The following is a 24789-nucleotide window of genomic DNA, read 5'->3' as shown; positions in this document are numbered from 1 at the left end:
GGCAGCGCCGGGAACGCGGTCGACGCAAGCGCGAACCGACCCAGGAACGAGGTGCGACGATGCGCAAGCAGATGGAGGGCGACAACCAGCGCCGCCGGGCCCTGGCCCGCGAGGCCCGTGAGCGAGGGCTGCGGCCGAGCCAGATCGGTGCCAGCCTGAGCGCGTCCAAGCAGGTCACCTCGCTGGACGAGCACGACCGGTCCGGCCCGCCGCCGGCCGGCCCGCACAAGCCGGACAGCACCCGTGGTGGTCCCGCGCCGCCGCCGGTCGCCGTCGCGGAGCGCCCGCGCCCGCTGCCGGACCCGGCGCCGTCACCCGGGCTCTCGATGCGCTACCGGGATCTCGTCGACGACGTGAGCCGGCGCGCCGGGGTGGACTTCACCACGGCCAGGGTCGCGGCGGAGGGCACCGTGCTGGCCCTGGCCCAGGCGCTGGACGAGGCGGAACGGGAGCGGCTGCTGGAGGCGGTGCCGCTGACCCTGCACGACGTGGTGCCGGTGTACGGCCTGGCACCCCGCCGGGACCTGCCCGGCTTCCTGGCCGAGGTGGGCCGGTACGGCCGGCTCACCCCGGAGCAGGCGCGGTACCAGGCCGAGGCCACGCTCGCCGCGCTCACCGAGGCCGACGCGGAGCTGGTCGAGTCGCTGCGCGTACCCGACGAGTTGCGTGACCTGCTCGGGCCGACCGACTTCGGCGGCGGCCTGGTGGGCGCGTCCTCGGCCACCGCGCCGCTGACCGGGGCGGAGCTGCGCGAGGCGCTCGCCACGCTGCCCTACTGGTCCAGCGACCGGCGGTCGCTCGTGCGCACGATCGAGCTGCCCGGCGGCAACCTGGACCGGGTGCTCGACCGGCTGGACCGGCTCAAGTCCGACGTCGGGCGGTCGCCGCAGATCGGGCGGCCGGACCCGGACAACGCCGTGCTGACGGTCCGCACCCAGCAGGTCGACGGCGTGACGGCGGCGGACGTGGACCTCGCGCACCGGGTGGACGCGGCAGTCGACGAGGCCGGTGCCGGGATGGCGGCCGGCTGAGCCGGCGGCGGGGCGGCCCCGGCCCCACGCGGGCCGGGGCCGCCCGTGGCCGGGCGGTACCGTGTCCCGCCGTGGATCACGACGACACCGAGACCCTGGAGATCGTGGTGGACCCGGCCCGCCCGTCCGGGCGCACGCTGCTCGCGGACGGGGTCGAGCAGTCGTACGTGGACGTGGCCGACGCCCGGTACCTGCACTTCGAGTACGTGCGGCGGATCGCCGCCGCGATCGACCTGGCCGCCCCGCGCGGCGCGGCCCTGACCACCCTGCACCTCGGCGGCGGCGCGCTGACGCTGCCGCGCTGGCTCGCGAGCACCCGGCCCGGTTCGGCGCAACGGGTGGTCGAACGTCACCCGGGCGTGGTCGAGCTGGTCCGGCGGAAGCTGCCGCGGCTGCCGCCGGAGGTGGTGGTGGCGCTCGGCGACGCCCGGGCGACGGTCGCCGAGGAGCCGTCCGGGGCGTACGACGTGGTGGTGGCCGACGTGTACCGGGCGGCCCGGATGCCGCCGCACGTGGCGGCGGTGGAGTTCGCGGCGCAGGTGGCGCGGGTGCTGCGCCCGGACGGCCTCTATCTGATCAACCTCACCGATCTCCCGCCGCTGGCGCACACCCGGGCGCAGGTGGCCACGCTGCGCGCGGTGTTCGCCGACGTGTGCCTGGTCGCCGACCGGCGGATGCTGCGCGGCCGCCGGTACGGCAACGTGGTGCTCGCCGCCTCGCCCGAGCCGGGCCGGCTGCCGGTACGCAGGCTCGCCGCCCGCGTCGCGGCGGACCCGGTGCCCGGGACCGTGCTGCACGCCGCGCCGCTCGACGCGTTCGCCGCAGGTGCCCACCCGGTCACCGACGCCGAGCCGGGCTGACCCGGGTCTTCGTGTCCCCGGCGCGGGTAGCCGCGCCGGTGAGCGCCGCCGAGGACCGGTCGACCGGGCGCCGGACGCTGATCGTGATCGGTCTGGTCCTCGCCTGTTCCTGGCCGCGTTCGCGGCGATCAGTGGCGGCGGGCCAGCTCCGGCGACTCGCTCTCCAGCGGCACCGCGTTGGCGGGGACCAGGCCGAGCTGTACGGCGGGCCGGGGCAGCGTCGCGTCCAGCGCCCAGTCGGCCGCGACCCGGGAACGGTTGCCGGGCATGGCCAGCAGGTGGTATCCGCGGGTGACTGCCTTGGCCGGCAGCCCGGCCAGCGGCACCTTGAGCGGGTTCGCCGCCGCGTCCTTGCCGCCCAGGTCCACAACCCAGCCCAGGTCGTGGTGCTTGTACGACTTGCGCACGCCCTGGCCGTACGACGCGGCGATGTTGTGCGCGGCCAGCTTGCCCTGCCGCTGGGCGTGCTGCGCGGTCATCGCGCACACCTGCCCCGGCCGGGTCGGGTCGGGCACGGCGGCGGCGTCGCCGCAGGCGAACACCTCCGGGTAGCCGGGGACGTTGAGGAACTCGTCGACCACGAGCCGGCCCTTCTCGGTCCGCAGGCCCAGCTCGGCCACGAACGGGTCGGGGCGTACCCCGACGCACCAGATGAGGCTGCACGTCGGGACGTACTCGCCGTCGGTGAGCATCACCCCGTCCGGGGTGGCCTCGGCGACCGAGGTGCCCATCCGCACGTCCACGCCGCGTTTGCGCAGCACCCGGTCCGCGGTGACGGACATCCGCCGGTCCAGTTCGGGCAGCGCCCGGGGTGCCACGTCCAGCAGCATCCAGCGCGGCCGGACCTTCAGGTGCGGGCGCTGGGCCGTCAGCCGGTCGGTGAACAGCTGCCCGTGCGCGGCCACTTCGGTGCCGGTGTAGCCGGCACCGACCACCACGAACGTGGTGCGGGCCCGCTGCTCGGCCGGGTCGTCGGTCAGCTCGGCCAGCTCCACCTGCCGGACCACGTGGTCGTGCAGGAACAGCGCCTCGGGCAGGCCGCGGAAGCCGTGGGCGTACTCGGTCACGCCGGGGATCGGCAGCAGCTTGTTGACGCTGCCGACGCTGAGCACCAGCCGGTCGTAGGCGAGCTGCCCGTGGTCGCCCTCGATCGAGCGGTAGCCGACCCACCGGTTCTGCAGGTCGACCCGGTCGGCCTCGCCGACCACCACACGGACGCCGTCGAGCGTGCCGGCGAGCGGCACCGCGATCCGGGTCGGCTCCACCACGCCGGCCGCCACCTCGGGCAGCAGCGGCAGATAGAGGAAGTAGTCGGTCGTGTTCAGCAGGACGATCTCGGCCCGGTCGCGGGCCAGTCGGCGCAACGTCTTGGCCGCGTGGTACCCGGCGAACCCGGCCCCCACGATCACCACCCGTGGTTTCGTCATGCCTTCTGCCGTTCCCGGGCAGACCTGCGACAAACGTGCCCACGATTCATCCATCAGCAACTATGTGGGCATTCCTCGTGATCGGCGCGAGGATGCCGGGATGGGAAACCACGCGACCGCCGAGGGTCGGCCCGCGAGGTCCAGCCGGCGCACCTTCCTCACCGCCTCCTCCTCCGCTGCCGCCGTCGCCCCACGCGATCTTGCACTTCGGGCCCGCAGGATGCCCGCTTCGCGAGGTTTGCCGGGCACCAAACTGCAAGATCGCGCGAGAGGGTGGTTGGCCCCTCCCGGGAGGTGGGACGGCGGTTTCGTCCATCGGGACCGGACCCGCAGCTGGAACGCCATGGGTGTCAAACGCCGACCGAGACACCCATGGCGTTCCACCCGGGCACGGGTCGGTGGTGATGTGCCGGCAAGACGGACGGCACACGCTGGACAGCAGGCGCGACCGGCCGGCAGCGGACGAGCCCAGGGGGTCGTTCGCTGGGCATCGGCGGGAGTTCCGGGGCGTTTGCCCGGTTCGGTGCCGCGTTGTGGTGGCGGGTGCCACTGCCGTGGCGGAATCCGGGCCGGACCAGGGGTGTTGTACATGGCTGACCGCCGAGGCACCGGGTCGAGCGCCGACCACCGGCCCACCGGCCGTGAGGCAGGTCAGGGAATCATCCCGGCCCGGTCGTCGTTACATCCCCTTGAGCCGCGGACAGCAGGCCCCCCGGCCGCCCGCGCGCCGGCCCTCCGACGGGCACCCCCGAAGACGCTCCCCCTCGCGCGGCACCCCCGCCGCGTCATCCCCCACTTCAGGGAGGCCACCATCATGGCTACCACTCTGCTGCGTAAGACCGTGCTGACCGCTGCCGGTATCGCCGCCACCGCCGGAGGCATCGCCGGCCCCGCGATCGCCGCCCACGCCGCCCCCACCGGCACCACCGCGATGGTGACCGACCGCAAGAACCACGGTGAGCGCGAGCTGGACGTCCGCTACGAGGCCCAGCCCAACTTCTACTTCTGCGGCCCCGCCGCCGCCCGCAACGCCCTGTCCGTGCAGGGCAAGAACATCGACGTGCACGCCATGGCCCGCGAGATGGGCACCACCGAGGCCGGCACCGACAGCATCAACGACATCACCCCCGTGCTGAACAAGCAGACCGGCACCAAGGACGCCTACAAGTCGGTCGAGATCAGCACCCCCAAGGCCGACGACAAGCAGACCGACACCCTGCGCGCCGACGTGATCAAGACCGTCGACGCCGGCCGGGCCGTGGTCGCCAACATCGCCGGCACCGCCACCGACACCGACGGCACCACCCACTCCTTCGAAGGCGGCCACTACATCAGCGTCACCGGCTACCGCGACAACGGCGACACCGTCACCATCGCCGACAGCGCCGACCCGAACACCGCCACCTACCGCATGAGCATCGACAACCTCGCCGACTGGATCGCCACCCGCGGCTACAGCACCAGCTAAGCCACACCACCGCACCCATAGCTGCACAGCAAGAACACACACCGACAGGGCCCGACCCCACCACAGGGTCGGGCCCTGCCGCGCGTATCCAACGGCTGCCTGCCGGTCACCTTGCCGTCACGCTGCCGTCGTCACCCGGACGGCTCGCCCCACCACGCTGGGTGGCGCCGGATCGTCCGGGCGACCGCGAAGGAGAAGCTGTGGCAGCCGAGGAGGCGACGCACCGCCCACCGACCACGCACCGCCCGGCCGCGACGAGCCGCCCCGACGTGAGCGTCGTCGTGCCGGTCTACAACACGCTGCGCTACCTGCGGTCCTGCCTCGACTCGGTGCTGCGGCAGACGATCGGCCCGGACCGGATGGAGATCGTGGCGGTGGACGACGGGTCCACCGACGGCAGCGGCCGCCTGCTGGACCGGTACACCGCGAAGCATCCCGGCACGGTGCGGGTCGTGCACCAGGCCAACTCCGGTGGCCCTGCGGCGCCCTGCAACCGGGGACTCGACCTGGCCACCGGCCGGTACGTGTTCTTCCTCGGCTCGGACGACCGGCTCGGCCCGGAAGCCCTCGAACGTATGGTCGCCGCCGCCGACCGGTACGGGTCGGACGTGGTTCTCGGCAAGGTGGTGGGGGTCAACGGCCGGCACGTCTTCTCCGACGTGTTCGCCGACGGCAACGTGGTCGACGTGAGCCTGTTCGACTCGGCGCTGCCCTGGTCGCTGGCGAACACGAAGCTGTTCCGGCGCGACCTGGTGGACCGGCTGGGGCTGCGGTTCCCGGAGGACATGCCGGTGCTCAGCGACCAGCCGTTCACGCTCACCGCCTGCTACCACGCCCGGCGGATCTCGGTGCTCGCCGACCACGACTACTACCACGCGGTACGCCGGCTGGACGCCCGCAACATCACCTACCACAGCCGGATCGAGCAGCGCCTGGTCAGCGTGGAGCGGCTGTTCGCGTACGTGGCCGACCTGATCCCCGCCGGAGCGCGCCGGGACGCGGTACTGCGCCGCCACGTCGGGCTGGAGCTGGCGAACCTGGTCGGCGACGACTTCCGGCACCTGGACCGGGCCGCGCAGGAGCGGGTGCACGCGACAGTCGCGCAGCTGGTGCGGCGGCACGTCACCGACAGCCTGCGGGACCGGCTCGGCATCGAGGCCCGGCTGCGCCTGGGCGCGGTGACGGCGGGCGGGGTGGACGACCTGCTGGCGGTCATCGAGCAGGACTGTGGCCGGGGCGTGCCGGCGACGGTGTTCGCCGGTGACCGCTGGCACGCGGGCTATCCGGGCGCCCCGGCCCCCTGGACCGACGTCACCGACGTGCGCGCCGACTGGCTGGCACGGCTGGACACCGTCGACGTCAGCTGGGCCGACGGGCACACGCTGACGGTGACCACGCGCAGCCCGTACCCCCGGTTCGCCACGGAGGCCGGGCCGGTGCGGATGCTGGCCGGTCCGGTCGTGGGCGCGACCCGGATGGACGCCGGTGATCCGACCGGCCGCACGCTCCGCACGGACTTCGCCCTCGACCGGCTCCTGGCCGCCGGGTCCGCCAGCGGGCAGCGCCACCCGGTCCGTGCCGAGGTGGACGGCGGTCACGGGCGCGGCGGCGCCGCGGTGCGCGCGCCTCGGCTCGCCGCCGGGCGGCCCCGGCTGCTGCGGCACGGCGCCCGGCTGTACGGGGTGGCGGCGACCGTCGACCCACGCAACGGCCAGCTCGTGCTGTCGGTGGTGCCGGTGACGGTGGCGCAGCTCGTCGGGCGGCTGCGTCGGCGCGGTGCGGCCCGCGCGCAGGTGTCAGGACGCGGGCCGGAAGGCCGGCTCGGCCGCCATGGGCACCTGGAGGTACGTGGTGCCGCGCAGGTCCAGCCAGGCCCGCTGCGGCGCGCGGACCAGCCGCACCATCACTCCGGAGCAGGCAGGGCAGCGCCCTACCAGGCCCGGGGCGTGCGAGTAGACGTGTAGCCCGGCCATCGGTCCGGTCGTCCCGCAGGTGTCGCAGCGGCCGGTGGTGGCGCTCAGGTCGACGGCGAACAACTCGCGCAGCGGTCCGTCGAGCATGTTGCCATCCAGGCAGGACAGGTCGGTCATACGCCCTCCTCGGGTCTCAGCCGGTCGGGCCGAACCGTTCGGTCCGTACGCGCCGGGTCGGGTGACCCAGCCCCACCAGCAGGTCGGCCACGGTCTCCACGAATCCGGTGGGGCCGCACACGTAGCACAGCGGCTCCAGGTCGGGCGGCCAGCCGTGGCTGTTCACGTCGGCGAGGCCGATCCGGTGCGGCTCGCCGCGCCAGCCCTCGGGCGCAGACCGGGTGTAGACGTACGCGACGTCCAGGCCCTGGTCGTCGCGCGCGCGGCGGCGCAGCTCGTCGGCGTAGATGACGTCGTCCGGGGTGCGCACCGAGTAGACGAGCCGGAACGGGGTGCGGCTGCCCGCGGCGCGGCGTGCGCGGATCATCGCCATCAGCGGCACCACCCCCGATCCACCGCCGACCAGCAGCACCGGCGCGGTGCCGTCGGTACGCCAGACGAACCAGCCGCCGACCGGCCCGCGTACCTCCAGCGGGTCGCCCTCGGCGTAGGTGTCGGTCAGGTACGGCGACACCTCGCCGTCGGTCACCCGCTGCACGGTCACCTCGATCCGCTCGCCGTCGGCGGGCCCGGCCAGCGAGTACGACCGGGCGGCCTGGTAGCCGTCCTCGGCGGTCAGGCGCAGGTCGACGTGCTGCCCGGGCAGGTGCCCGGGCCAGCCGGGCACGTCCAGCACCAGCGTCTGCGCGGTGGGCGTCTCGATCCGCCGCTCGACCAGCCGGGCAACCCGCCACATCAGCGGCGCGACGCGGCGGCCCTGCGCCTGCGCCGTCATCTCAGTCGCCCTGGTAGCGCTGCTCGCGCCACGGGTCGCCGTAGTCGTGGTAGCCGGCGGTCTCCCAGAAGCCGGGGCGGTCCTCGACGAGCAGCCGGATGCCGTGCACCCACTTCGCCGACTTCCACAGGTACAGGTGCGGTACGAGCAGCCGCGCCGGCCCGCCGTGCTCGGCCGGCAGCGGCCCCCCGTCGTACGTGTGCACCACCCATGCCCGGCCGCCGCGCAGGTCGTCCAGCGGCAGGTTCGTGGTGTAGCCGCCGTAGGAGTGCGCCAGGGCGTACCGGGCGTCGGTGTCGACGCCGTCGAGCAGCGTGTCCAGGGAGACGCCCTGCCAGGTGGTGCCGAACTTGGACCAGCGGGTGACGCAGTGCAGGTCCACCGTCGGGGTGTCCTGCGGCAGGCCCATCATCTCGTCCCAGGACCAGCGGTACTCCGTGCCCGTCTCACTGGTCAGCACGAACTCCCAGGTGTCCAGCGGCACCCGCGGCGTCGGGCCGGCGGAGAGCACCGGGAAGTCCTCGGTGAGGTACTGCCCCGGCGGCAGGTCGGAGGCGGACGAACGGGGCCGGCCCTGGAAGCCCGGCGAGACGATTCCCACCCGTCAGTCGTACCACCGCCGCACACACCGGGGCAGCGGTTCCCACCGAGTCAGGACGAGCCGCCGCCCGACACCTCCTGCACGACCGTGCGCTCGCCGTCGCCGCTGTCCCGGGTGGCCCGGAGGCTGGTGATGGTGACGACCACCAGGACGCCGACGATCACGCCGAGCGAGGCCAGCGTCGGGATCTCCGGCACGCCCTCCCAGATGCCGTGCGCCCAGTGCAGGCCGAGCTTGAGGCCGATGAACGCGAGGATGACGGCCAGGCCGTAGCTGAGGTGCACCAGCCGGCTCAGCGCGGCGTGCAGCACGAAGTAGAGCGCACGCAGGCCCAGCAGCGCGAAGGCGTTTGTGGCGAAGACCAGGTACGGGTCCTCGGTGATGCCGAAGACGGCGGGCACCGAGTCGACGGCGAACACGATGTCGGTGGCCAGCACGGCGACCACGACGAGCGCGAACGGGGTGAGCGCCCGGCGGCCGTCCTGCCGGATCGTCATCCGGGTGCCGTGGTACTCGTCGACCACCGGCATGAACTTGCGCAGCAGACGCACCGACCGCATCTTGTTGATGTCGACCTCCTGCTCGTGCCCGGAGAGGGCGTCGCGCAGCAGCTTCACCGCGGTGGCGATGAGGATGAGCGCGAAGAGCAGGAAGGCGAAGTCGAGCGTCTGGAGCGCGGCGGCGCCGAGCGCGATGAACACGCCGCGCAGCACCAGGGCGCCCGCGATGCCGTAGAGCAGCACCCGCTGGGCCAGCACGGAGGGCACCGCGAACGCGGCGAGCAGCAGCATGAAGACGAACAGGTTGTCGACCGACAGCGACTTCTCGACCAGGTAACCGGTGAGGTACTCGATGCCCTGCTGGCTGCCCCAACGGGACCAGATCCAGGCGCCGAAGGCCAGCGGCAGGGCGATGTAGAAGGCCGACCAGCCCAGCGCCTCGCGGATGGAGACCTCGTGCGGCTTACGGGTGACCAGGAAATCCAGCACCAGCAGCACGAGCACGCCGACGATCGTCACCGCCCACAGCGTGGGCGTGCCGATCGAGGACAACTCGGCCGCAGCCAGGGGGAACAATTCGGGCATGGAACCTCCTCGAACACCGTGTCATGTTCGAGGTCTCCTTCACCCACTTTTTCGTGGGCAACCACCCGGGGCTCGCCTCGGCGGCTCGCCGTACTGACCGGAATGATTCGTGGGAAGTACTCCCCTCGCCTGCACAAGGCTAGGTCACCGCCGGACCGGACGCCAAGTCGGGACACGGATGCTTGCCCTGGTCGACCACCGCGCGCCGGCGGAGGGCATGGCGCGAGGTCACCCGGGCCCCTATGGTGACGCGGGTGACCAACCAGGGACCGTTGACCGGCGTACGGGTGATCGAACTGGCCGGCATCGGCCCCGGTCCGTTCGCGGCGATGATGCTGGCCGACCTCGGCGCCGACGTGGTGCGCGTCGACCGGCCCGGCGGCGGGTTCGGCGCCTTCCCGGGCGACCTGCTGAACCGCAACCGCCGCTCGATCGCTGTGGACCTGAAGCAGCCCGCGGGGCGTGACCTGGTGCTCGCCCTGGCTGCGGGCGCGGACGCGCTGGTGGAGGGCTTCCGGCCCGGGGTGACCGAACGGCTCGGCCTCGGCCCGGACGACTGCCTCGCCGCCAACCCCCGCCTGGTGTACGGGCGGATGACCGGCTGGGGGCAGGACGGGCCGCTGGCGCAGCACGCCGGGCACGACATCGACTACCTGGCGCTGACCGGCGCGCTGCACGGCGTGGGCCGGGCCGGGGAACGTCCGGTGCCGCCGATGAACCTGCTCGGCGACTACGGCGGCGGGGGCATGATGCTGGCGCTCGGCGTGGTCGCGGCGCTGTACGCGGTGCGCGGCGGTGCGCCCGGCCAGGTGGTCGACGCGGCCATCGTGGACGGCGTGTCGGTACTGGCAACCCAGATCCACGCGCTGCGCGGCATCGGCCTGTGGCAGGACCCGCGCGGGGTGAATCTGCTCGACGGCGGTGCGCCGTTCTACGACACGTACGAGTGCGCCGACGGGCGGTACGTCGCGGTGGGCGCGCTGGAGCCGCAGTTCTACGCCGAACTGGTCCGGCTCACCGGCTTCCCGCTCGACGCCGACGCGCCGGCCGGCGAGGACGCGCCGGGCGACGCGCTGGACCGGGACGACCCGGCGAACTGGCCTGCGCTGCGGGCCGCCTGGGCGCGGCTGTTCCGCACCCGGACCCGGGACGAGTGGACGGCGCTGCTGGCCGGCACCGACGCCTGCGTGGCGCCGGTGCTCGACTGGGCCGAGGCACCGGCGCATCCGCACCTGCGCGCCCGGGAGGTCTTCGTGGCGCCGGACGGCGTCACCCAGCCCGCTCCCGCGCCGCGCTTCTCGGCCACCCCGACCTCTGTCCGGCGCCCGCCGCCGTCACCGGGCGAGCACACCGACGAGGTACTGGCCGACGCCGGGATCGACACCGGCCGGATCGCCGCGCTGCGCGCCGCGGGCGTGCTCGGCTGACCGCCCGCCCATCCGCTCAGCGGCGGTTCGCCGCCGGGGCCAACGCCGGTTCCACCATGTCCCGGTAGTCGCGGGGGAACCGGACCACGACGTCCTGGAACTCTCCGCCGCGGATCGCCTCGCGCATCGTGACGAAGACCGCGCGTACGGCGTCCCGGGCGGTGTTCTCGTCGCAGTCGGCCCGGCGGGCGACCCGGGCGACGAACTCGGCCGCGCCGAACCGTTCCGCAGCCTCGTCGCGCGGATACGGGCTGAGCAGCCCCTGCAGCGGCTTCGGCAGCTGCGCGGCCAGGTCCAGCACCTCGCCGCCGGTCAGCCGCTCGGCGAACGTCTCCAGCGTGGCCCCGGTGAGCGTGGCGGCCCGGTCCTCGCCGGTGCCGGTGAGCCGGGCGACCCGGCTCACGAAGGTCAGGTAGTGCATGCGTGGTACCCCCTTCGGTGCGCCCACCGCGGCTACCCGCGACGGCGCGCCGGAAACGGCGCCGGTCGCCGGCGCGAGACGGCGTAGGGATTTCCGCGCCCGCGGGCGTGAGGGGCGGCGCGGCGGGTAACCGCCGCCCGGTCATGACCCCGACTACTGCCACGAGGAGCCCGACCCATGGCGAGTTACACGGATGTCCTTGATTACCTGTCCGCGCTGGACTATCCGGCCGGCAAGGACGACGTCATCCGCGAGGCGGAACGGGAGGGCGCGCCGCCGGACGTGTTGCGGGCGCTGCGCGCGCTGCCCCCGGTGGACTACGCCAACGGCACCGAGGTGGCCCGGTCGGCCGGCATCGACGCGGCGCCCGAGGTGAGCCGGTCGCAGCGCGCGGCGCAGGCGCGGGACAACCACCCGCGCGTGTCGCAGCACCTGCGCGGCATCTGAGCACTGCGGCGGGCCGGCGGGCGACACGGCCGCCGGCCGCCGCGCGTGCGGAGGAGGGCCGGCGTACGACTGTGGCGCGTGGGCGCTCCCTGTGGACGCGCCCCGGACAGGCGAGCGCCCCGGGTCACGAACCGCGACCTGGGGCGCCACGCAGCACCTGTCCCCGCGGTTCACGCCCGAACCGGGTCGCGACCGCGCAGCGGTAAGATGTTCGCCCGAACCGGGCGGGCATCGCTGCCACCATCATCATACGACGCGGCATCAGCCGAACGGGTGAGAATCGCGGAATTGTGGCCGGGCGCACGTCCGCGCTCAAGCGGTCACCTCGGCGTACCGCCGCTCCAGGTCCACCCGCGCCAGCGCTCCGACCAGCCACGACAGTTGCTCCGACTCGCCGCTGCCGGTCAGTCCGGCGAGGTCACGCTCGGTACGGCCCAGCCCGAGCCGCCGGGCCGCCGCGAGCGCCCGCCGGTCGGCCACCGGCGCCGCCTCGCGCCACAGCGCCTGCGCCTCGCGCAGGAACAGGTCGCACACCTCGTCGTCCACTCCGGGCAGCGCGGTCAGCAGCCGTCGCTCCGCACCCGGGTCCTGGTGCGCGGCGGTCCGCAGCCGGCGCAGGTCGCCCCGGTACGCCTCGACGACGGTGCGGGCCAGGTCGCCGAGGGTGTCGGCGATCGCGGCCAGGTCACCGCGCAGCCCGGCGGCGCGCAGCACGCGTACCCGGTCCTCGTGCCGGGAGCGGGCCATCCGGGCCGAGGTGTCCCACCCCGCGTCGCGCAGCGCGGTGGCCGCGTCGACGGCCCGGTGGAAGTCGCCCCGGCGGGCCAGCAGGACGGCCAGGTACAGCACCTGGAACAACTGGGCCGGGTTGTTCGTCACCCGGAACCCGAAGCACTCGGCGAACCCGCGGCCGTCTCCGGCGAGCCGGCGGGCGAGCCGCTTGCGGTCCGCGACGTCGCGCGGGGCGTTCTGTGTCGGCATGCCGCCGACTACCCCGGCGACGGCGCGGCATTCGGCGGTCAGCCGCGCACGTCTCCGCCGCGGTCCCGGGCCTTGAGCCGGGTGGTGGGCAGCGCGGGCGCGGGCAGCGGCGGTGCCGCGTCGTCGGCGACCACGCCGAAGCGGCGGCCGGCCGTCCAGTCCTCCCGGGCGGTCACCACCTCATCGTGCGAGCGGCCGACGAAGTTCCACCACATCACCAGTGGCTCCTCGAACGGGGTGCCGCCGAGCAGCAGCAGCCGGGTGCCCGGCTCGGCGCGCAGTGTCAGCGTGCTCCGCCCGAGGCCCAGGTAGAGCAGCGCGCCGGGAGCCAGCGCCGTGCCGTCGCACTCGGCGGCCCCGGACATGGCCAGCAGCCCGTACTCGAAGTCCGGACGCAGCGGCAGCGCGGCCGGCGCCGGCCCGCGAACCTCGATCTGCGCGCCGACCAGCGGGGTGTGCACGACCGCCGGCGAGCGTTCCCCGCCGAGGTCGCCGACGAGCAGCGTGACGTCCAGGTCGCCGGCACGGAAGCGGGGCAGGTCGGCGTGGTGGGCGAAGGCCGGGTCACCGGCGCGGGCCGGGTCGGGCAGCGCCACCCACAACTGCACGCCGTGTATCAGCGGCGGGTGCACGAGCGGGGAGCGCTCGGAGTGGGCGATGCCGCGCCCGGAGGTCATCACGTTGAGCTGACCCGGCCGGATGGGCTGCACGTTGCCGAGGCTGTCGCGGTGCAGGATCTCCCCGTCGAGCAGCCACGTGACGGTCTGGAGCCCGGTGTGCGGGTGCGGCGGCACCTCCATGCCGGGCCGGTCGGCCACGTCGTCGGGCCCGAAGTGGTCGACGAAGCACCAGGCGCCGACCATCCGGCGCTGCCGCTGCGGCAGCAGCCGGCGCACCGTGGTGTAGCGGCCGAGCGGGACGTCGTGGCCGGGCAGCAGCACGCTGCCCGGGTCGGTCGGGCCGGTGCCCGGTGGGAGCGTCTGCGCGGGCAGGGATTCGGTGCGGTCCACCGCCCCGACTGTACGCTCAGTACGCGGTGACGCTCACCGCGTTCGCGCCCCCGACCAGGTCGAGGTAGAGCCGGTCGGCGGCCCGGTCCCAACCCGGTGAGCTGATGAGGTCACCGGCGGCGATCCCGCCGCGGCGCTCGTCGTACAGGGTCAGGGAACCGGCACCGGAGGCCACCCGCACCCGGGCCGGCGGCGCGTCGGGCACCGTGACTGTGAGTTCGCTGACTCCGCCGGTCATCCGGACGGTGAGCGAGCCGTCGAGCCGCGGCAGCAGCAGCCGGGTCACCGCCGCGCCGCCGACCAGGTCGACCCCGGCGAGCCGGGCCTCGCTCAGGTCGAGGCGCTGCTCGCTGACGCCGCCGATCAGCCGCAGCCGCCAGGTGACCCGCGAGTTGAGCACCACCTCGACGGCGGCCGGGCCGGGGCGGCCGTTCTCCTCGATCCGCAGCCGGACCCGGTCCCCCTCAAGCTGCGGGCGCGGGGTCACACCCGAGCCGTCCGGCGCGCCGATCCGGTAGAGGTCGTCGCCGAGGTCGGCGGCCCGCAGCGTGAACCGGGTCAGCCCGTCGACCAGCTCGAACCGGGCGCGCTGCCGGTCGCCGCGAGGTTCGGTGAGCGTCTGGGCGCCGGCCACCTCGGCGGTGCCCGCCCCGCCCGAACCGCCGCCCTCGGTGACCGGTGACGGGGGCGCGCCGCCGGAGAAGACCACACCGAGACGGGCCGGGTTGGACAGCGTCACCGCCACCGCCACCGCGCCGAGCAACACCACCAGCACCGCGGCAGCCGCCAGCAGCCGGGCTCCGCCGGACCAGCGGGGCCGGGTCAGGTAGGGGTCGTCCTCGGATGCGGTCATGGTCGTCCCCTCTCGCCGGTCCCCACCGGTCATACGTCCGCGTCGTCGTCCCGGTTCATTCCCCCTCCGGTACGCGAACGCACCTTGCCGGCACACGCGGCCAGCACGGCGTGCGCGTCCAGCCCGAGACTCTCGATGGCGACAAGCGCGGTGAACGCCACGTCGGCGAGTTCGGCGGCGACCTCCTCCCGGGTGTGCGTCACCCCCTTGCGTGGGTTCTGCCCGAGCAGGCCGATCCAGGCCGCGGCGACCTCACCGGCCTCCTCGCCGATCTTGAGGATGCGACAGGTCAGTTCGGTGTCGCCGCGGCCGTTCGCGGCGTCGAGCCAGGCACGCGCGTCCCGCGCCGTCGTCCAGATGGTGGCGTCCACGCGGACCAGTGAACCGCACCCGCACACCGTTCGCGGAGTACGCCGAGGTGGTCGAGCGCCCAACGCCGGTCACATCATCGAGATCCCGGCGCGCTGCAACGGCGAGCTGGTGATGTGGGCGCACGGCCACCGCGGTCAGGGCACCGAGCTGCCGATCTGTTCGGCCGTACCGCCCGGCGCCCGCACCGGGTGCTGATCGCCGGTCCGTCGATCGGCGGTCACGTCATCGGCCGGTCGCTGGAGAAGTACCCGGGCTACTACGCCGGGGCGCCGCCGATGTGCGGGGCGATCGGCGACCAGGAGGCTGTTCGCCCGGCCGAGGCCGGCGCCGCCCGGGACGACCTGACCCGCTGGGTGCGCACCGGCAAGCGCCCGGCCGGTGACGCGGTCACCGACCGGCGCGCGGTGGCGGCGCCGGACTTCGGCTGCCGGTTCAGCGACCGGGCCGCCCCGGGCCGCCGGCGCCGGCACCCGCCCGCTCTACCCGCCCTGCTGAGCCGGGGGCTCAGTCCTCCGCGCGGCCGTACCAGCCGCCGCGGTAGACGGTGCCCGGCGGGGCCGTCTCCGGTTCCGGCTCCAGCTGCGGCTCCGGCTGCGGCGGCACGTCGCCGGCGGTACGGCGGGAGCGGCGGACGCGGCTGACCACGAACCAGCAGACACCGGCCACCACGGCCACGATGACGAACTTCTGGAACGTGCCCGCGTACGCCTCGACCACGTGCCACTGCTCGCCGAGGAGGTAACCGGCGAGGACGAACGTGGTGTTCCAGATCAGGCTGCCCAGCGCCGTGTAGAGCAGGAAGACCGGAACCGGCATCCGTTCCACTCCGGCCGGGATGGAGATGAGACTGCGGAAGATCGGAATCATCCGGCCGAAGAACACCGCCTTGACGCCGTGGCGCAGGAACCACGCCTCGGTGCGGTCCACGTCCTCCAGCTTGATCAGCGGCAGCCGCGCGGCCAGGGCGCGCATCCGGTCCCGCCCGAGGGCCGCGCCGATGTAGTAGAGCGCCAACGCGCCCACGATCGACCCGAGCGTGGTCCAGACGATGGCGCCGACCAGGCTCATCTTGCCCTGGCTCGCGGTGAAGCCGGCCAGCGGCAGGATCACCTCGCTGGGGATGGGCGGGAACAGGTTCTCCAGGGCCACCGCGAGCCCGGCGCCCGGCCCACCGAGGCGTTCCATCAGGCCGGTGACCCAGCCGGTCACTCCGTCGCCGGCCGGTTCCGCGGCCCGCGCGGCGCTCACCCGGGGGACGGCGAGCAGCTGTGCGTTTCCGATCATCCGTCAAACGTTACGGGGCGAAGCTGCGAACGGCCACGCGGCATGGAAACCATTATCGTGTACGTCGTGCGTACACCGTTGCGGATCGCCGTCGCCCAGCCGCTGACCCGCTCCCACGACGTCGAGGGCAACGCCGCCCGGCACGCCGACGCGGTGCGCGCCGCCGCGGCCCGGGTGGTGGTCTTCCCGGAGATGTCGCTGACCGGGTACGAACTGACCGCCGCGCCACTGGAACCGGACGATCCCCGGCTCGCGCCGCTGCGGGCCGCGTGCGCCGAGACCGGCACGCTGGCGCTGGCCGGGGCGCCGGTGCCCGGGCCGCACATCGGGGTGCTCGCCGTCGACCCCGAGGGCGTGCGGGTGGCGTACCGGAAGATGTTTCTGGGTGGCGCGGAGCCGCGGCACATGCGACCGGGCCGGGAGCCGGCGGTGCTCGATGTGGACGGCTGGCGGCTGGGCCTGGCGGTGTGCAAGGACACCGGGACACCGGAGCACGCGGCGGCGACGGTGGCCCTGGGCGCGGACGCCTACCTGGCCGGGGTGCTGGAGTCGGCAGACGACGCGGCCGTGCCGGACGAACGCGCACGCCGGGTCGCCGCCACGCACGGCGCGTGGGTCGTGACGGCGAGTTTCGCCGGGTCGACCGGAGGCGGGTACACGCGGGCCGCTGGTGGCTCCGGCATCTGGTCACCGGCGGGTGAGCCGGTGATCCGCGCCGGCGCGGACGCAGGCGAGGTGGCCACGGGGACGCTGCGCTGAGGACGGATCCCCTACGCTGGGCCGATGGCACAGTCGGAGCGCGCCGGCCCGGATCATCCGGCCACGGAGCACGGCCCGCTCGCCACCGGCCGCACCGCAGACGTGTGGCTGCTGTCCGGCGAGCGGGTGCTGCGCCGCTACCGCGACGGCGGCGACGTGCGGGCCGAGGCCGAGGTGATGCGGTACCTGCACCGCGCCGGATTCCCGGTGCCCCGGGTGCACCAGGCCGAAGGCGCCGACCTGGTGCTCGACCGGGTCACCGGCCCGACGCTGGTCGAGGCGCTTCACGCGGGCACCGTCGGCGCGCAAGCGGTCGCCCGCATACTGGCCGACCTGCACGCCCGGCTGCACGCGCTTCCGGCCCTGCGGTCGGCCGATCCGGCGGTCCGCCTGCTGCACCTCGACCTGCACCCGTACAACGTGCTGCTGACGGCGGCAGGCCCGGTGGTGATCGACTGGACCGACAGCGCCGAGGGCCCGCCGGCACTGGACCGGACGACGACCGCGCTGATCCTCGCGGAGGTCGCAGTGGCTCCGGATCACCCGCTGGCGGCGGCGGCCGGTGAGTTGCTGTCCGCGTACGTCGCCGCGTCCGGGCCGCTCGACCAGTTGGCGGAGGCGGTCCGGCACCGCGCTGCCGGTCACGCGTCCGACCCGGAACGGCTGCCCGAGGCGGCCGCCCTGGTGACGGAGACGATCCGCGCTGTCGCGCCGACCGCGGCTCAGCCCTCGTCGGCGCCGCCGCGCAGCCGCTCGTAGCCGTCGATCAACCTGCGCAGCGCGGCGGCGGTGATCGGGTCGATCTTGTCGTCCTCGGCCGCGTCCTCGATTTTCTCGCGGAGGTCCTCGACCCGCTTGCCCCTGTCCCTCGCCTTGCCCGGGTCCAGCTCGGCGGCCTTCTTCCGCAGGTCGTCGGCGGTCTTGGGGTCGATCAGCCCGATCGCCTCGGCCCGGTCGAGCAGCTCGTCGAACCGGTCGCCGAGCTGCCGCAGCGTCACCGGTTCGGGTGCCGTCGACGGCGGCGCGGCGCGGCTGGGCTTCGGGGCGGGCGGCTCGGCGGCGCCGGTCGTGGGGCCCGTGGCGGGCGCGGCCGCAGGCGGCGTGCCGGAGCCGTCGCCCCGCACCAGCGAGCCGACCACGGCGAGCAGCAGAACTACCGCACCGGCCACCAGCAGCCCGAACAGCCGGTTCGACGAGACGGCCGGGCGCGGCGGCGCGACGGAACGTGCCGGCGGGGCCGGGCGGTACGCGGCGGCCGGGGACCGTTCGACGAGGGTGGGCGGGTGCGCCACCGGAGCCACGGTGGGCAGGATCGCGGTCGGCGGGTCCACCGGGCGGCCCGCGCCCAGCCGGTCGGCGAGCCGGGCCGCGGCGGGCCGCCGCGCCGGGTCCACCGCCAGGCAGGCCAGGACCAGGTCGGTGATCTCCGGCGGCAGGCCCGGCACCCGCGGCGGCGGCACCGGCGGCCGGTCGCGCCGCACGTCCACCACGTCGTCCCAGCTGCGCACCGGGAGCGGTGCCCGACCGGTGAGGCTGCGGTAGAGCAGGACGCCGAGCGCGTACACGTCGCCGGCCGGGTTCGCCGGGCCGGGATCCAGGCGCTCCGGGGCGAAGTACGCGGGGGTGCCCATCAGCAGCGCGCCGGTCTGCCCGGTCACCGGGTGCGGGCCGGCGGGTGCGGCGATGCCGAAGTCGAGCACCTTCGCGCCGGTCTCGGTGAGCATCACGTTCGCCGGCTTGATGTCGCGGTGCACCACACCGATCCGGTGCGCCGCGGCCAGCGCCCCGGCGACCTGCCCGGCCGTGCGGACCGCGTCCGGCCAGGCCAGCGGACCGCCGACCAGCCGGTCGGCGAGCGTCTGCCCCTCCACCAGCTCCATCACCAGGTACGGGACCACGACGCCGCTGTCCAGCGTCGCCTCGCCGTAGTCGTACACCTGGGTCACGTGCGGGTGGGTGAGCCGTGCCGCCGCGCGGGCCTCGCGCTGGATGACCGCCCGCAGTTGCGGATCGGCGGCGAGCTGCCCGGCGAGGGCCTTGACCGCGACGGGCCGGTGCAGGACCTCGTCGTCGGCACGCCACACCTCGGACATCCCACCGAGGCCGATGCGTTCGCGCAGGACGTATCGGTCGTGCAGGCGCAGGGCGGGCGTGAACGGCGACATGATGCCTCCAGTCTGCCCGTCCGGTCCCCGTGCCCGTCAACCGCCCGGCGCGCGGCCCCGGTCAGGGCTTGCGGGCGACCCCGCCGTACATGCTGACCTCGACCACCGACGGGCGCGGCTCGGGCTCGCCGTCGGCACGCCACTCGGCGACCGAGCAGACGCCCGGCTCGACCGGTTCCAGGCCGTCGAAGAAACGCACGACCTCCTCCCGGCTGCGCAGGTTGATCACGCCGTGCGGGCCGCCGCCGCGGGCCGCCGCCTTCGCCTCGGCGGCCAACTCGGCGGGCAGGTAGTCGTGGGTGGCGTGCGAGGCGGCCAGGTAGCTGCCGGCGGGCAACGCGTCCAGCAGGTGACCGACGATCGCGTACGGATCATCGCGGTCGGGCACGAAGTGCAGCACCGCCAGTAGCATCAACGCGACCGGCTGGGACAGGTCGAGCGTGCGGCGCAGGTCGGGGTGGGCGAGGATGCGCTCCGGGTCACGCAGGTCCGCGTCGAGGTACGCGGTGGCACCCTCGGCCGAACTGGTGAGCAGCGCACGGGCGTGCGCAAGCACGATCGGGTCGTTGTCGACGTAGACCACCCGGGCCCGCGGGTCGGTCGACTGCGCCACCTCGTGCGTGTTGTCGGCGGTGGGGATGCCGGTGCCGATGTCCAGGAACTGCCGGACGCCCGCCTCGCCCGTCAGGTGGCGCACGGCGCGGCGCAGGAACCGCCGGTTCTCCAACGCGCTGATCCGGATGGTCGGGAACCGCTCGGCCATCGCGTCGCCGGAGTCACGGTCGGCCTGGAAGTTGTCCTTGCCGCCGAGCCAGTAGTTGTACCGGCGGGCCGGGTGCGCCACGCTGGTGTCGATCCGGTCGGCGAGCGATCCGGAATCGGGTGCCGTACCTGTTGCGTCGCTGGTCAAGGCCGCCTCCACGACTCGCGTACCACCGTCCACTGTCCCCGGTCGCCGTCATGCTACTGCCCGGCGCCGTTCCGGTCAGGCCGGGTACAGCTCGTCGCGCAGGCGGGCCAGCAGTTCCGGGGTCCGCTCCGGCGGGGCGGCCTCCACGCACAACCGCTCCATCGCCTCGGCGTAGAAGTCCAGGTCGTCGCGCTTGTCGAGGTAGATCGCACTGGTGAGCTGCTCGATGTAGACGATGTCGGGCAGGTCGGCGTCACCGAAGCGCAGGATGCTGAACGCGCCGCTGGCCGCGGCGTGCCCACCGGCGGCGAACGGGACGATCTGCAGCCGCACGTGCGGGCCGGAGGTCGCCTCGATCAGCGCGTCCATCTGCTCCCGCATCACCGCCGCGCCCCCGATCGGGCGGCGCAGCACCGCCTCGTCGAGCACCGCCCACAGCTGCGGCGGGTCGGCCCGCCGCAGCAGTTCCCTGCGCTGCATCCGCAGCTCCACCCGCCGGTCCAGCTCCGCGCCCGACGCGCTGCGATGGCCGAGCAGGATCACCTCCCGGGCGTACGCCGCGGTCTGCAGCAGACCGGGCACGAACTGCACCTCGTACGTGCGGATCAGCGCGGCGGCCGCCTCCAGGCCAAGGTAGGACTGGAACCAGGCGGGGAGCACATCGCCGTAGCGGTGCCACCAGCCCGGGCTGTTCGCGTCCCGGGCCAGCTTGAGCAGCGCGTCGCGGTCCTGGGTCGCGGTGACGCCGTAGAGCGTGAGCAGGTCGGCCACGTCGCGTTCCTTGAAGCCGACCCGACCCAGCTCCATCCGGCTGATCTTCGACTCGGACGAGCGGATCTCCCACCCGGCGGTCTCGCGGCTGACCCCGGCGCTCTCCCGCAGCCGGCGCAGCTGCCCGCCGAGCAGCATGCGCAGCACCGTCGGACCGCTTGTCGGACCACCCTCGACGGGCACCGTCGCCACCTGACCGCCCTCGCATCCCGACCGCCCCGGCCGGGCACCCTCCCGAACCGACGAGTAAGCATGCCATGAACCGACAGTGAGGTGAACTCCCCCGGACGGACGGAGTCAGTCCCGTATACGGGACGGCGGGATCAGATGGTCGAAGTCGCCGTCGCGGGCGCCGAGCACGAACGCGGCGATTTCGTCCACCGTGTAGATGAGCGCCGGTCCCTCGGGGTGCCGGGAGTTGCGGACCGCGATGCCGCCACCGGGCAGCTCGGCCAGTTCGACGCAATTGCCGCTGGGGTTGCTGCGGCGGCTCTTCAGCCAGCGCATCGGTGGCAACTCGGTCACGGGCACGCCGTTCGGCGGTTGCTGCATGGGCGTCCTTCGGGATGAGCCAGCCGAGGCCGCGGGGAGGAGCGGTGGGTGGCGACGTCTGTCGACTGAGGAGTGAGATGCACGTGCATCTGCTATTGCATCTGCAATGGACAGAGAGCATGATAGCCGAAATACGGTGTGCCGGTTCGTTCACGCACGGTGACCCGAGCCCGGCCCCGGGACGCCGCTCCGCGCGGCTTCGGGACTGCGGTGAGGAGGACGCGTTGGCGGATCCGATGACCATCGCCTCCGGCATCTCCGCCGCGGGCGCCCTCGTCTCCGCCTGGCAGTTGCGCCGCCGCGCGCTGCGCGCCGAAGCCGAGATCGAGCTGCTCCAGGCCGAGCTGGCCGCCGAGCGGCACGCCGCCAGCCACGACCCGCTCACCGGGCTGCCGAACCGCCGCGCGTTCTTCCGGCTGGCCGCCGCCCTGCTCACCGACCCCGCCGGTCAGCCGCTCGTCGCAGTCGTGCTCGACCTGGACGACTTCAAGCAGGTAAACGACCGCTACGGGCACGCCGCCGGGGACCAGGTGCTGGTCAGCGTGGCGCAACGGCTGGCCGCGTTCGCCGGCCCCAACCTGGTGGCCCGGCTCGGCGGCGACGAGTTCGCCGGCCTGCTGGCCAGTCCCACGCCGGACCGCCGGTGGATCGAACACGCCACCCGGCGGCTCTGCGAGGCGCTCGCCGCGCCGATCCCGCTGGGTGCGCGCAGCATCCAGGTCACCGCCTCGGTCGGGCTCGCGCCGGTGCACTGCCCCACCCAGCTCACCGACGCGCTCTGCCGCGCCGACGCGGCCATGTACGAGGCGAAGACGCTCGGCGCCGCCCGCCCGGCCCGCCAACTCGTCGCGGAGTGCTGACCGCGCTCGGTTCGGCCGGCACGCGTGCCGCGTCTCGGCGTACCCGGCGGGTCAGCGCCAGCCGTAGCCGGCGCGCAACGCCTGCCCGACCCGGTCGAACCGGGACCGGTCCAGCACCGCGCCCTCGCGGCGGATGCTGTCCTCGCGCATGGTGAGCACCCGGTCCAGGCGTACCCAGCTCGGCCGCTCGTCCCGGTCCCACTCCCCCGGGCCGAGCGCCAGCCAGTGCCGCTGGCCGTCCCGGTCGCTCTGGCTGGACAGCATCAACCCGAACAGCGTGCGGCTGTGCCGGCCCACCACCAGCACCGGGCGGTCCTTGCCCTGGCGGGGATCGTCCTCGTACGGCACCCAGGTCCAGACGATCTCGCCCGGGTCGGCCTGCCCGTCCGGCTCCGGGGCGTACGACAGCTCGCGGCGCTGCAACGCGCTGACCTGACGGCGGCGCGCGACCTGCGCCGGGATCGGCCCGCCGGGGCGGGTGGGGGCGGGCACACCCCGGGTGATCCGGCCGAGCCGCGACGCCACGTTCCTCAACAGACCTGCCACGGCGGGCAGCCTATCGCTCGGTGTGAGCCGGCCCCGGAATCGGGTCGCCCGGGCCGGGAGGGCGGTGCCATCATGCCCCGGTGACAGCGCCCCGCCACCAGATCCGTGCCGCGTTCACCGACACCGCCGTCACGGTCTACCAGGCGTACCCGCCGGAGATCGCCGGCGCGGCCTTGCGCGCGGGCCGGTTCGTGCCGCCGTTCAAGCGGGAGCGGATGACCTGGATCAAGCCCTCGTTCCGCTGGATGATGTACCGCTGCGGCTGGGCGCTCAAGCCGGGCCAGGAACGGGTGCTCGCGATCGACATCAGCCGGGCCGGCTTCGAGTGGGCCCTGCGGCACGCCTGCCTCAGCAGCTACGACCCGCGCCTGCACCCGGACCGGAAGGCATGGCGACGCGGACTGCGGGTCAGCCCGGTGCGGGTGCAGTGGGACCCGGAACGCTCGCTGCGGCAGGCGCCGCTGCCGTACCGCTCGCTTCAGGTCGGACTGGCCGGCGAGGCGGTACGCCGGTACGTCGACGAGTGGGTGGTCGGACTCACCGACGTCACCGCGCTGGCCCGGTCGGTGCACCACCGGCTCACCGACGGCGACGAGGCGGGGGCGTCGGCGCTGCTGCCGGTGGAACGGCCGTACCCGCTGCCGGACGAGGTGGCCCGCGTCATCGATGCGAGCTGCACGAGTACGCCGACGCGAGGCGTCCCGGCGCCGGGCGCCGGGCGCCGGGCGCGATGTTAATAAGGGGCCCCTCTACTACCGGAGGCGTTAACAGGGGGCCCTTCCTTACGCTTGGGGCGTGGAGTTGTCCGACGATCGACCTGTGGTCCTGGCACGCGGCGTGCCGACGGCCGCGCCGGCGGGCAGAGTGGAGCCGTGACTCCTCTGCGCGCACCCCTGGCCCGTTACGCCGAGCGGCTGCACCGTGCCGCCGGTGACACCCACCACGTCGCCTCCCCGTTGGGCGCCTGGTTGCTGCTGGCGCTGACCGGCCCGGCCGCCACCGGCGACGCCCGCGCGGCGCTGGCCGAGACGCTCGGCGCCGACCCGGACGACGCCGCCGCCGAGGCCCGGGCGCTGCTCGCCGCGCCGCACCCGATGGTCGCCGCCGCCACCGCGCTGTGGGAGCGCACCCCGGCGGCGGAGCTGGCCGCCTGGCGGGCCACCCTGCCGGAGGCAACCGAGCGCGGTCCGCTGCCGGAACAGGCGGCCCTGGACGCCTGGGCCCGGGAGCGTACCGGCGGGCTGCTCGATCGCTTCCCGGTCGATGTCGCCCCGGACACCCTGCTGGTCCTGGCCAGCGCGCTCGCGACGCGGGTGTCCTGGGCCGACCCGTTCGACACCGCCCCGGGCACGGAGCTGGGCGCTGGTAGCGCCTGGTCGAGCCGCCTGCGGTGGGTGCTGCGGACGCCACCGTTCGGGCACCGCTGCTGGCTGGCCGCCACCGACCGGGCCGGTGCCGTGGCGGTGCACGCGGCGCCGGCCCGGACCGGCGACGACGGCGCCGGGATGCTCGTGGTGTCGGTGGCCGCCGCACCCGAGGTGCCGGCCGCCGACGTGCTGGCCGCCGCCCAGGAACTGGCGGGCGCCGCCGCCCTCAGCCCGGGCAGCTCCCTGCCGGGCCACCTGTCGCTGTTCGACCTGCCACTTGGCGAGACGCCGCTGTGGACGCTGCGGGAGGAGCCGGTCAACACGTTCGCGCCGGGCGGCCGGGAGGAACGTGCCACAGCGGTGCTGCCCTGCTGGTCGGCGAGCAGCCGGCACGACCTGACCGCGCCCGGGTTCGGCTTCGACGCGGCGGCGCGGGCGCTCGGCGGGCTGCTGGGCCTGACCGGGCCGGGATTCGACGCCGCGCAGTCCGCGGTGGCCCGGTTCGGCCGCTACGGTTTCGAGGCCGCCGCGGTGACCGCGTTCGGCATGGCGGCCGGCCTGCCGCCGGAGGGAGTCGCCCGCGTCGCCGAGCTGCGGTTCGGTCACCCGTACGCGGTGGTTGCGGTGACCACCGACCCGGCCGGTGGGCCGTGGCACGCGCTGCCGGTGTACTCCGCCTGGGTCGCCGATCCGGAGGAGCTGCCCGCCGACGAGGCCGGATAGGCGG

26 protein-coding genes and 1 pseudogene are annotated in these 24789 nt (G+C 74.5%); 11 read left to right on the top strand and 16 right to left on the bottom strand.

The window, feature by feature from the left end:
• Positions 1-59 precede the first annotated feature (59 nt).
• The gene (locus C569_RS0118410) at positions 60-1031 is read left to right on the top strand and encodes a DUF2267 domain-containing protein (protein WP_018787251.1); all 972 of its coding nucleotides are present in this window, start codon (positions 60-62) and stop codon (positions 1029-1031) included.
• 71 nt (positions 1032-1102) lie between these two features.
• Entirely contained in the window at positions 1103-1891 is a 789-nt protein-coding gene (locus C569_RS0118405) for a spermidine synthase (protein WP_018787250.1), read from the top strand.
• A 128-nt stretch (positions 1892-2019) separates the two neighbouring features.
• Here the strand turns inward: C569_RS0118405 and C569_RS0118400 are convergent, their stop codons facing one another.
• Positions 2020-3318 carry an NAD(P)/FAD-dependent oxidoreductase gene (locus C569_RS0118400; protein ID WP_026268323.1) on the bottom strand — a complete coding sequence of 433 codons (1299 nt, stop codon included), beginning with the start codon at positions 3316-3318 and terminating at the stop codon, positions 2020-2022.
• Between the two features lie 814 nt (positions 3319-4132).
• Here C569_RS0118400 and C569_RS0118395 point away from each other — a divergent pair.
• Positions 4133-4786, top strand: coding sequence for a C39 family peptidase (locus tag C569_RS0118395; protein ID WP_018787248.1), 654 nt, complete (start codon positions 4133-4135; stop codon positions 4784-4786).
• 200 nt (positions 4787-4986) lie between these two features.
• Complete coding sequence (locus C569_RS0118390) at positions 4987-6750, top strand: glycosyltransferase family 2 protein (RefSeq protein ID WP_018787247.1); 1764 nt, start codon at positions 4987-4989, stop codon at positions 6748-6750.
• On the opposite strand, the pseudogene C569_RS34385 reads toward C569_RS0118390, so the two are convergent.
• The 4 genes and pseudogenes from C569_RS34385 to C569_RS0118375 all read right to left on the bottom strand — a co-directional run.
• Positions 6676-6846: pseudogene (locus tag C569_RS34385) on the bottom strand (DUF6510 family protein); the annotation flags it as partial. The gene C569_RS0118390 and the pseudogene C569_RS34385 overlap by 75 nt on opposite strands.
• A 46-nt stretch (positions 6847-6892) precedes the next feature.
• Entirely contained in the window at positions 6893-7651 is a 759-nt protein-coding gene (locus tag C569_RS0118385) for a ferredoxin reductase (protein ID WP_018787246.1), read from the bottom strand.
• A gap of 1 nt (position 7652) precedes the next feature.
• On the bottom strand, positions 7653-8252 hold the full coding sequence (locus C569_RS0118380; protein ID WP_018787245.1) for a sulfite oxidase-like oxidoreductase: 600 nt from the start codon (positions 8250-8252) through the stop codon (positions 7653-7655).
• A 50-nt stretch (positions 8253-8302) separates the two neighbouring features.
• Positions 8303-9337, bottom strand: a complete 1035-nt coding sequence (locus C569_RS0118375) for a TerC/Alx family metal homeostasis membrane protein (RefSeq protein WP_026268322.1) — start codon at positions 9335-9337, stop codon at positions 8303-8305.
• Between the two features lie 242 nt (positions 9338-9579).
• Between C569_RS0118375 and C569_RS0118370 the strand changes: the two genes are divergently transcribed.
• Positions 9580-10764 (top strand): CaiB/BaiF CoA-transferase family protein, encoded by a 1185-nt coding sequence (locus tag C569_RS0118370; protein WP_018787243.1) that lies wholly within the window; start codon positions 9580-9582, stop codon positions 10762-10764.
• A gap of 16 nt (positions 10765-10780) precedes the next feature.
• Here C569_RS0118370 and C569_RS0118365 read toward each other — a convergent pair whose 3' ends face one another.
• A complete protein-coding gene (locus C569_RS0118365) occupies positions 10781-11185 on the bottom strand; it encodes a DUF2267 domain-containing protein (protein ID WP_018787242.1) in 405 nt (134 codons plus the stop codon).
• A gap of 177 nt (positions 11186-11362) precedes the next feature.
• Between C569_RS0118365 and C569_RS0118360 the strand changes: the two genes are divergently transcribed.
• Positions 11363-11632, top strand: coding sequence for a DUF2795 domain-containing protein (locus C569_RS0118360; RefSeq protein ID WP_013285970.1), 270 nt, complete (start codon positions 11363-11365; stop codon positions 11630-11632).
• A gap of 312 nt (positions 11633-11944) precedes the next feature.
• Here C569_RS0118360 and C569_RS0118355 read toward each other — a convergent pair whose 3' ends face one another.
• The 5 genes from C569_RS0118355 to C569_RS0118330 all read right to left on the bottom strand — a co-directional run bounded on the left by C569_RS0118355 (position 11945) and on the right by C569_RS0118330 (position 16132).
• Positions 11945-12613 (bottom strand): hypothetical protein, encoded by a 669-nt coding sequence (locus C569_RS0118355; protein ID WP_018787241.1) that lies wholly within the window; start codon positions 12611-12613, stop codon positions 11945-11947.
• Between the two features lie 38 nt (positions 12614-12651).
• Positions 12652-13623 (bottom strand): pirin family protein, encoded by a 972-nt coding sequence (locus C569_RS0118350; RefSeq protein ID WP_018787240.1) that lies wholly within the window; start codon positions 13621-13623, stop codon positions 12652-12654.
• Between the two features lie 16 nt (positions 13624-13639).
• Positions 13640-14476, bottom strand: coding sequence for a hypothetical protein (locus tag C569_RS0118345; protein ID WP_018787239.1), 837 nt, complete (start codon positions 14474-14476; stop codon positions 13640-13642).
• Positions 14477-14505: 29 nt separating this feature from the next.
• Positions 14506-14847, bottom strand: a complete 342-nt coding sequence (locus C569_RS0118340) for a MazG-like family protein (RefSeq protein ID WP_018787238.1) — start codon at positions 14845-14847, stop codon at positions 14506-14508.
• 505 nt (positions 14848-15352) lie between these two features.
• Positions 15353-16132, bottom strand: coding sequence for a DedA family protein (locus tag C569_RS0118330; protein ID WP_018787236.1), 780 nt, complete (start codon positions 16130-16132; stop codon positions 15353-15355).
• 42 nt (positions 16133-16174) lie between these two features.
• On the opposite strand from C569_RS0118330, the gene C569_RS0118325 reads away from it, so the two are divergent.
• Together C569_RS0118325 and C569_RS30560 are read left to right on the top strand one after the other, a co-directional pair.
• Positions 16175-16891, top strand: a complete 717-nt coding sequence (locus tag C569_RS0118325) for a carbon-nitrogen hydrolase family protein (RefSeq protein WP_026268321.1) — start codon at positions 16175-16177, stop codon at positions 16889-16891.
• A gap of 24 nt (positions 16892-16915) precedes the next feature.
• Positions 16916-17650: a phosphotransferase gene (locus C569_RS30560; protein ID WP_018787234.1), complete on the top strand. Its 735-nt coding sequence runs from the start codon at positions 16916-16918 to the stop codon at positions 17648-17650.
• Here C569_RS30560 and C569_RS0118315 read toward each other — a convergent pair.
• The 4 genes from C569_RS0118315 to C569_RS0118300 form a co-directional block, all read right to left on the bottom strand.
• Positions 17614-19056, bottom strand: coding sequence for a serine/threonine-protein kinase (locus C569_RS0118315; protein WP_018787233.1), 1443 nt, complete (start codon positions 19054-19056; stop codon positions 17614-17616). The two genes, C569_RS30560 and C569_RS0118315, sit on opposite strands and share 37 nt — an antisense overlap.
• Before the next feature lie 61 nt (positions 19057-19117).
• A complete protein-coding gene (locus tag C569_RS0118310; RefSeq protein WP_026268320.1) occupies positions 19118-19966 on the bottom strand; it encodes an SAM-dependent methyltransferase in 849 nt (282 codons plus the stop codon).
• A gap of 75 nt (positions 19967-20041) precedes the next feature.
• A complete protein-coding gene (locus C569_RS0118305) occupies positions 20042-20929 on the bottom strand; it encodes a helix-turn-helix transcriptional regulator (RefSeq protein ID WP_018787231.1) in 888 nt (295 codons plus the stop codon).
• Positions 20930-21034: 105 nt separating this feature from the next.
• Positions 21035-21289 carry a DUF397 domain-containing protein gene (locus C569_RS0118300; RefSeq protein WP_018787230.1) on the bottom strand — a complete coding sequence of 85 codons (255 nt, stop codon included), beginning with the start codon at positions 21287-21289 and terminating at the stop codon, positions 21035-21037.
• A gap of 224 nt (positions 21290-21513) precedes the next feature.
• Here C569_RS0118300 and C569_RS0118295 point away from each other — a divergent pair, with 224 nt between their 5' ends.
• Positions 21514-22149: a GGDEF domain-containing protein gene (locus tag C569_RS0118295; RefSeq protein WP_026268319.1), complete on the top strand. Its 636-nt coding sequence runs from the start codon at positions 21514-21516 to the stop codon at positions 22147-22149.
• 51 nt (positions 22150-22200) lie between these two features.
• Here the strand turns inward: C569_RS0118295 and C569_RS0118290 are convergent, their stop codons facing one another.
• The gene (locus C569_RS0118290; protein WP_026268318.1) at positions 22201-22695 is read right to left on the bottom strand and encodes a type II toxin-antitoxin system PemK/MazF family toxin; all 495 of its coding nucleotides are present in this window, start codon (positions 22693-22695) and stop codon (positions 22201-22203) included.
• 80 nt (positions 22696-22775) lie between these two features.
• Between C569_RS0118290 and C569_RS0118285 the strand changes: the two genes are divergently transcribed.
• Together C569_RS0118285 and C569_RS0118280 are read left to right on the top strand one after the other, a co-directional pair.
• The gene (locus C569_RS0118285; protein ID WP_018787227.1) at positions 22776-23432 is read left to right on the top strand and encodes a DUF4291 domain-containing protein; all 657 of its coding nucleotides are present in this window, start codon (positions 22776-22778) and stop codon (positions 23430-23432) included.
• A gap of 135 nt (positions 23433-23567) precedes the next feature.
• A complete protein-coding gene (locus C569_RS0118280) occupies positions 23568-24785 on the top strand; it encodes a hypothetical protein (RefSeq protein WP_018787226.1) in 1218 nt (405 codons plus the stop codon).
• Positions 24786-24789: the final 4 nt, after the last annotated feature.

Source organism: Micromonospora sp. CNB394, from assembly GCF_000374985.1.
Taxonomy (GTDB): domain Bacteria; phylum Actinomycetota; class Actinomycetes; order Mycobacteriales; family Micromonosporaceae; genus Micromonospora; species Micromonospora marina.
This window is presented reverse-complemented; position numbering and strand designations above follow the sequence as displayed.

Coding starts and splice junctions, on each gene's coding strand:
- C569_RS0118410 (WP_018787251.1), top strand. CDS start 60: ATGCGCAAGCAGATGGAGGGCGACAACCAGCGCCGCCGGGCCCTGGCC.
- C569_RS0118400 (WP_026268323.1), bottom strand. CDS start 3,318: ATGACGAAACCACGGGTGGTGATCGTGGGGGCCGGGTTCGCCGGGTAC.
- C569_RS0118395 (WP_018787248.1), top strand. CDS start 4,133: ATGGCTACCACTCTGCTGCGTAAGACCGTGCTGACCGCTGCCGGTATC.
- C569_RS0118385 (WP_018787246.1), bottom strand. CDS start 7,651: ATGACGGCGCAGGCGCAGGGCCGCCGCGTCGCGCCGCTGATGTGGCGG.
- C569_RS0118375 (WP_026268322.1), bottom strand. CDS start 9,337: ATGCCCGAATTGTTCCCCCTGGCTGCGGCCGAGTTGTCCTCGATCGGC.
- C569_RS0118370 (WP_018787243.1), top strand. CDS start 9,580: ATGGTGACGCGGGTGACCAACCAGGGACCGTTGACCGGCGTACGGGTG.
- C569_RS0118365 (WP_018787242.1), bottom strand. CDS start 11,185: ATGCACTACCTGACCTTCGTGAGCCGGGTCGCCCGGCTCACCGGCACC.
- C569_RS0118360 (WP_013285970.1), top strand. CDS start 11,363: ATGGCGAGTTACACGGATGTCCTTGATTACCTGTCCGCGCTGGACTAT.
- C569_RS0118355 (WP_018787241.1), bottom strand. CDS start 12,613: ATGCCGACACAGAACGCCCCGCGCGACGTCGCGGACCGCAAGCGGCTC.
- C569_RS0118345 (WP_018787239.1), bottom strand. CDS start 14,476: ATGACCGCATCCGAGGACGACCCCTACCTGACCCGGCCCCGCTGGTCC.
- C569_RS0118330 (WP_018787236.1), bottom strand. CDS start 16,132: ATGATCGGAAACGCACAGCTGCTCGCCGTCCCCCGGGTGAGCGCCGCG.
- C569_RS0118325 (WP_026268321.1), top strand. CDS start 16,175: ATGGAAACCATTATCGTGTACGTCGTGCGTACACCGTTGCGGATCGCC.
- C569_RS30560 (WP_018787234.1), top strand. CDS start 16,916: ATGGCACAGTCGGAGCGCGCCGGCCCGGATCATCCGGCCACGGAGCAC.
- C569_RS0118315 (WP_018787233.1), bottom strand. CDS start 19,056: ATGTCGCCGTTCACGCCCGCCCTGCGCCTGCACGACCGATACGTCCTG.
- C569_RS0118300 (WP_018787230.1), bottom strand. CDS start 21,289: ATGCAGCAACCGCCGAACGGCGTGCCCGTGACCGAGTTGCCACCGATG.